Source organism: Caballeronia sp., from assembly GCF_028292365.1.
Taxonomy (GTDB): domain Bacteria; phylum Pseudomonadota; class Gammaproteobacteria; order Burkholderiales; family Burkholderiaceae; genus Caballeronia.
This window is the reverse complement of the sequence record NZ_JAQGMM010000650.1, coordinates 1-5,849: the sequence shown is the minus strand read 5'-3', so window position 1 is coordinate 5,849 and position 5,849 is coordinate 1. Positions and strand designations below refer to the sequence as shown.

Annotated in this window: 4 protein-coding genes; 2 read left to right on the top strand and 2 right to left on the bottom strand. The window is 58.5% G+C overall.

Annotated elements, in window-relative coordinates; all coding sequences use genetic code 11:
- Positions 1–397 precede the first annotated feature (397 nt).
- The gene (locus JWR14_RS37510; RefSeq protein ID WP_299719719.1) at positions 398–1,912 is read right to left on the bottom strand and encodes a heavy metal sensor histidine kinase; all 1,515 of its coding nucleotides are present in this window, start codon (positions 1,910–1,912) and stop codon (positions 398–400) included.
- The gene (locus JWR14_RS37505) at positions 1,909–2,580 is read right to left on the bottom strand and encodes a heavy metal response regulator transcription factor (RefSeq protein ID WP_299719717.1); all 672 of its coding nucleotides are present in this window, start codon (positions 2,578–2,580) and stop codon (positions 1,909–1,911) included. The genes JWR14_RS37510 and JWR14_RS37505 overlap by 4 nt, the downstream gene beginning before the upstream one ends.
- A gap of 543 nt (positions 2,581–3,123) precedes the next feature.
- Here JWR14_RS37505 and JWR14_RS37500 point away from each other — a divergent pair.
- Positions 3,124–4,392 (top strand): efflux RND transporter periplasmic adaptor subunit, encoded by a 1,269-nt coding sequence (locus JWR14_RS37500; protein ID WP_299719715.1) that lies wholly within the window; start codon positions 3,124–3,126, stop codon positions 4,390–4,392.
- Between the two features lie 12 nt (positions 4,393–4,404).
- Positions 4,405–5,849, top strand: a 1,445-nt coding sequence (locus JWR14_RS37495) for an efflux RND transporter permease subunit (RefSeq protein ID WP_299719713.1), incomplete at its 3' end; no start/stop codon positions are given.

Here is a 5,849-nt window from a genome sequence, read left to right as displayed (position 1 = left end):
TTTCGGACATTGCGACACCTTATACGAGGCAGGTGTTGCAGTTCACTTTTGATAGCGCCTATGCAAAAACAGAATGCCTGTTGTCTGGTGAACATTTCCCACGGGGTTCCTAGGCGTGCTGTATTGCGGACTGCAATCGGTCTTACCGCAATTGGGGTGGCGGGAGGAATGGGAGGTGTGCAATCGGCTTACGCGGCGGCACTATCTAAGTTTGAGCGAAATAGGTTCACAGCTGATCAGATCATCGAGAGCCTGAAGCAAGGAAATGCACGTTTCCGTTCTGGAAAGATGGTGGCGCATGACTACTTGGCGCAAAAAAAAGCGACCAATTTTAAGTACATATGTGAATATGTTAACTAATAAACCAGCTAGACTCAAAACTTTATTGAGTGTGCCCTTATCGCGGCAGAACCTGTTCAAGCTCGTCCGAAGATGCCTTGGCCGTAAAAGAGGAATCGTTGTCATTCTTTCTTGGCGAATGCGCAACGCCAGGCGTCGCTGTGGACGAATCCCACAATCCGGCGAGGCGGGGGAAAGACAGCGCGAAGGTAGTGCTGTGACGCTGGCTCACGACCTCGACTTTTCCTCGATGCGACTCCATGATCGATTTCACGATCGCGAGGCCTAAACCCGTATTCTTCGCTGAACCGTGTCTCGATGCACTGAGTCGATAAAAGCGATCGAAAATCTTCCCGAGATGCTCCGCTGGAATCGGCTGGCCCTTGTTCGTGACTTCAACGACCACATATCCTTCCGAGTGGTATGTACGCAGCTCGATATCGGATCCCACGGCCGCATGATCGAGTGCATTCGACAGCAGGTTGCTGACCGCCCGCCGAAACATCAGCGGGTCTGCCACGATCCTGCCACTTCCATTGATCACGAAGTGGACGCCCGTATCTTCGGCGATACCTTGAAAATACGACGTAAGCTTTGTGAGCTCAAGCTGGCAGTCGACCTCGCTAAGCTTTATATGCTGCTTTGAATTGTCGGCCCTTGCAAGAAACAGCATGTTCTCGATCATGCGCTGAAGCCGCTCGCATTCTTCAATGTTGGAGTCGATGAGAATCTCGTACTCTTCCTTCGTCCGTGTACGTGATAGCGTAATCTGCGACGAACTGATTACGTTAGCGAGCGGCGTTCGCATGTCGTGCGCGAGATCCGACGAGAACTGAGACAGTCGCATGAACGCTCGCTCCAGCCGGTCGAGCATCCGATTAACCGATACCGCAATCTCCTGCAATTCGATCGGACCGGCAGCAATATCGAGGCGCTCGTTCAAGCTGTGCGCTTCGATCTTGGAGGTCTGACGGCCGATCGTTTTAACGGGCGCAAGACCACGTTTCGTTATCGCATAGCCCAGCGTGCCCATCAGAGTCGCCCCGACGGCGATCGCAAGCCAGACGTCCTGTTGATAGCTTCTGAGTAGCGAGTGCCGCTCCGTCGCGACGTGCGCGAGCACGATACGAATACCCTCTCCCGAGGGCAGGGCCGCGTCCGCGTAGATGCATCGCGACGGTCCGATGGTCGGCGGATCGCATGAGTACGCCGCGTTCGGATCGTGGAACCCCGGCCCGGCCGATCTGAGTTCATGAGACGGCTTTTTTGAGTGCTGTACCAAAACGTCACCGCGCGTGTCCAAGATAGCGAGAGACACGGCAGGATGCGACTTCAGCACTTCATGGAATTCGGCACTGTGTTGAATCAACGATTGCGTGGAACCGAAGTCGCGAGCCTGCTGCAGGAACTGATCCAGTTTTTCAGCAATCTCGATGTCGTCGCGTTGTTGCAGTTCGAGCGCGAGCGCGTTATACAACAACGCGCCCACCAACGCGAAGGCCAAAAGCGCAACCACCGAAAGCGCGACCGTCAGACGCTTGAGCAGGGAGTAGGGCCGGGCGGCGGCGTTCACGACCGGTCCTCGAGGACATAACCCATGCCCCGGACGGTATGCAGCAGTTTGTTGTCGAATGCGTTGTCAATTTTCGCGCGAAGCCGCTTGATGGCGACATCGACCACGTTAGTGTCACTGTCAAAGTTCATATCCCAGATCTGTGACGTGACGAACGTTCGTGTCAGCACTTCGCCCGGCCGCTCGGCAAGCAGTTGTAAGAGAGCGAACTCCTGCGCGGTAAGGTCGACGCGAGCGTTTCCGCGGCGGCTTCTTCGCTTGACCACATCGATTTCGAGATCACCGACCGTCAGGACGTCTCGCGTTGTACGCGGCGCGCGGCGAATGAGCGAGCGAATCCGCGCGAGGAACTCAGGGTACGCAAAAGGCTTGGAAAGATAATCGTCCGCGCCTAGTTCGAAGCCGGCCACCTTGTCGTCAACCGTATCTCGGGCGGTAAGCAATAGCACGGGCGTGTTTCTCTCCAGGCGCAAGCGCTTGAGCACTTCTAGCCCGTCAAGTTCCGGAAGCATCACGTCGAGAACAATCAAATCGAACTGTTCGTGGAGCGCGAGAAAGAGACCGTCCTTCCCGTCCGCGGCGGTATCGACAGTGAAGCTCGCTTCCGTGAGTCCTTTCTTAAGATAGGACGCCATCTTCGGCTCGTCCTCAATGATCAGTATCCGCATTGCACAAGTAATCTAATGTCAGAAAGCCGTCCGGATCGACCTGCGCCGCCGCAGCTTAGCCTGAGGATAAGTGCGCGAAAACGACATTCTCGTAATTTTCGCGAGGTATCCGATTGAACAGCCGACGAGCCAAAAAGCCGATGGTACCAGTAGCGTGTCGCGCTGTCTTTTTAGGGTACGTTTTCCCGCGTGGACCGACATCGGCTGCTTTCCGCTCCTTTAAGCGGCGCTCTATCGCCCGGATCGTGTTGAAGGCTGCGATGCGCACGCGTGCAAGGTTAGATGTCTAGATTACCGGAATGTCATTTTCCCGCCACGGTACGTTCAGAGGGACGAGCCAACAATCGAAGCGTTCAAAGGTCGATCGCAACGGCCTTCGTTTTCCCTTCAGTGCCAACGCTCGATCAAGCCAAAGAAAATGCGAAATAACCATACCCTCGTGATGTTCACGCTCGCTTGCCTAACTTTAAGTGGTGACGCACATGGCATCGCTTACACAGACTGTGCTTTCTCGCCGCGGTGGGTATATTCACGGGTGACGTCATGCTGATCCGTAAGCGGCTTTATGCATCGATCGGCACGGCCGGCGTTGTTGTGTTGGGCGGTCTCGCATTCCACTACACGCTGTCTCCAAGCATGGCGAGCACGGCACACGTCAACACAAACGCAAACGCGGTCCAACCTGCCCCGGCGGTACCCAATGCAGTGAACGTCTCGCGCGAGGCCCTTGGCAATATGAGTCTGCACTTCGTCACCGCAGAGCGACGGCCACTCATGCGCACGGTGCAGGCTACAGGTCTCGTCAGCTTCAATGCCAAGCGTCTCGCTCAAGTCAGTTCTCCATCCCGTGGGCGCGTCGAAAGCATTGATGTGGTTGTCGGACAGCACGTGCACGGGGGCCAGCGGCTTGCTGTGCTAGATGACTTCGATCTCAGCGACGTCAGCAGTCAGGTGGCCAGCGCTCAGGCCGCGGTCGCCGATGCGACATCCGCGGCCGCCACCGCTCACGTGGCATTAACTCGTGGCACAGAACTCCTCGTCATAGGCGCGATGGCTCAAAGCGAACTCGAGCGCCGCCGCGCAATGGATGCGAGCGCGCAGGCCACGTTACATTCCCGCGAGGCTGAGTTGGAGAAATGGCTTGGCATGAGGCAACGGCTGCAGCCAACCGGGTCAGTTGTGAAGAGCGGCGAAAGCAGGGCGCTCGCCCAACTGGGTCCGCGCGAGTCGCTCGGCGCCGTCGTTGCGCCCTTTGACGGCGTCATCAATGCGGTGGGCACCGCGCCTGGCGATATCGTGGACACCTCTCTTCAGCTCTTCACGGTCGCGGATCTCTCCACCGTCTGGGTGCAAGCGAATGTCCCTGAGCGTGAGCTGAGCGTCATCAAGGAGGGCGATACGGTTACTGTTTCCGTCGACGCGTATCCCGGCCGGCAATTTTCCGGACATGTCGCCTACATTGCCGATCAAGTGGACCCGAACACGGGCACCGTGGCGGTACGGTGTGATGTTCCGAACCCTGACGGCGCGCTGCGCGCCAACATGTTCGCCACGGCGAATATTGCTGCGCCGCTTGGCCGGGACGCCGTGCTGGTGCCAGACGCAGCCCTTCAGGATGTGGATAGTCAGACGGCGGTTTTCATTCCCTCCGGTACTGGCCACTTCACAAGGCAAGTGGTTCACACGGGCGTGAGCAGCGGCGGGTTCACTGAAATTCTGGACGGCGTGACGGCCGGCGAGCAGATCGTGACCGACGGAAGCTATTGGCTCAAAGCCGACTTCCTTCAGAACGCTATTCCGGACGAAGGCTGAGGAACCACTCACATGATTACAAAGATTGTCGACTCGGCGCTCGGGAACCGCGCCGTCGTGCTGATTTTGGTTCTGCTTCTCGTCGGCGTCGGCTTCATGAGCATGCAGCGCCTGCCCTTCGATGCCGACCCCGACATCTCCCCGCTTCAGGTGCTGGTCACCACGCAGGCTCCGGGTCTTGCGCCAGTGGATGTCGAGCGCAACATCACCGCGCCGATCGAACTTGCGCTGCAGGGCTTGCCGGGCATGCAGGGTCTGCGTTCCATCTCGCGATATGGCGTGTCCGTGCTCTATGTGCGTTTCGCGGACGGCGGCAACATGTATCTCGATCGCAATCTGGTGACCGAACGCCTGCAGACCGTGCAATTGCCGCCGGGCACGAGCGCACCGCAACTCGGTCCTCTCTCCGATGGCCTGAGCGAGATCTACCAGTTTCAGGTGCGAGGCAAGGGACGGTCGCTGATGGACTTGCGCACCATCCTGGATTGGCAGGTCGCTCCACGGCTGCGCCAGGTGCCTGGCGTGGTGGATGTGAACGTCAACGGCGGCGAACTCAAGACCTACGAGGTACAAGTATCGGATGATGCGTTGACGCGCTACGGTCTCTCCATCAGCGATGTGTTCAACGCAGTGCAGATGAACAATGGCGCAACCGGGGGCGCCACGATCGAACACAACGGTGGCGAAGCGATCATCCGCGGCGAGGGGTTGCTACAAACCCGCGCGGACATCGGCAGCATCGTGTTGCGCACGCGCAGTAGCGGAGCGCCGCTGTACGTACACGACATCGCGAAGATTGTAGAAGCGCCAATGCCGCGCCTCGGCGGCGTGACGCGTGACGGCAAAGGCGAAGCTGTCGTCGGCGTGGTGTTGATGACGCTCGGCCAGAACACGCGGGTGGTCGCGCAGAATGTCGAGTCGTCGATCAAGCAAATCCAGCGGTCTCTCCCACCTGGCGTCGAGATCGCTCCTTACTACAACCGCGCGGATCTCATGGACCGCGTGCTGCATACCATTGCCCACAATCTGGCCGAGGGCGCGATTCTCGTCATGGTCGTGCTGTTCCTGCTCCTCGGTAATATTCGCGCCGGGCTGATCGTGGCGCTCGCGATCCCGCTCTCCATGATGGCCGCGATAACGGCGATGTACTACGCCGGCATGTCCGGCAACCTGATGAGCCTGGGCGCGATCGACTTCGGGCTGCTGGTCGACGGTGCGGTCGTCCTGATCGAAAACGTGGTGCGCAGGCGTGCGGAAATGCCGGATCGTCCGGTCGAGCAAGTGGTCCGCGAGGCGGCGCAAGAGGTGGCGCGGCCGGTCACCTACGCCGTCGTGATCATCACTGCCGTGTACCTGCCCATCCTCAGCTTGCAAGGGGTTGAGGGAAAGATGTTCAAGCCGATGGCAATGACCGTGATCTTCGCGCTCGTTGCATCCCTCGCGCTGACCCTGACGCT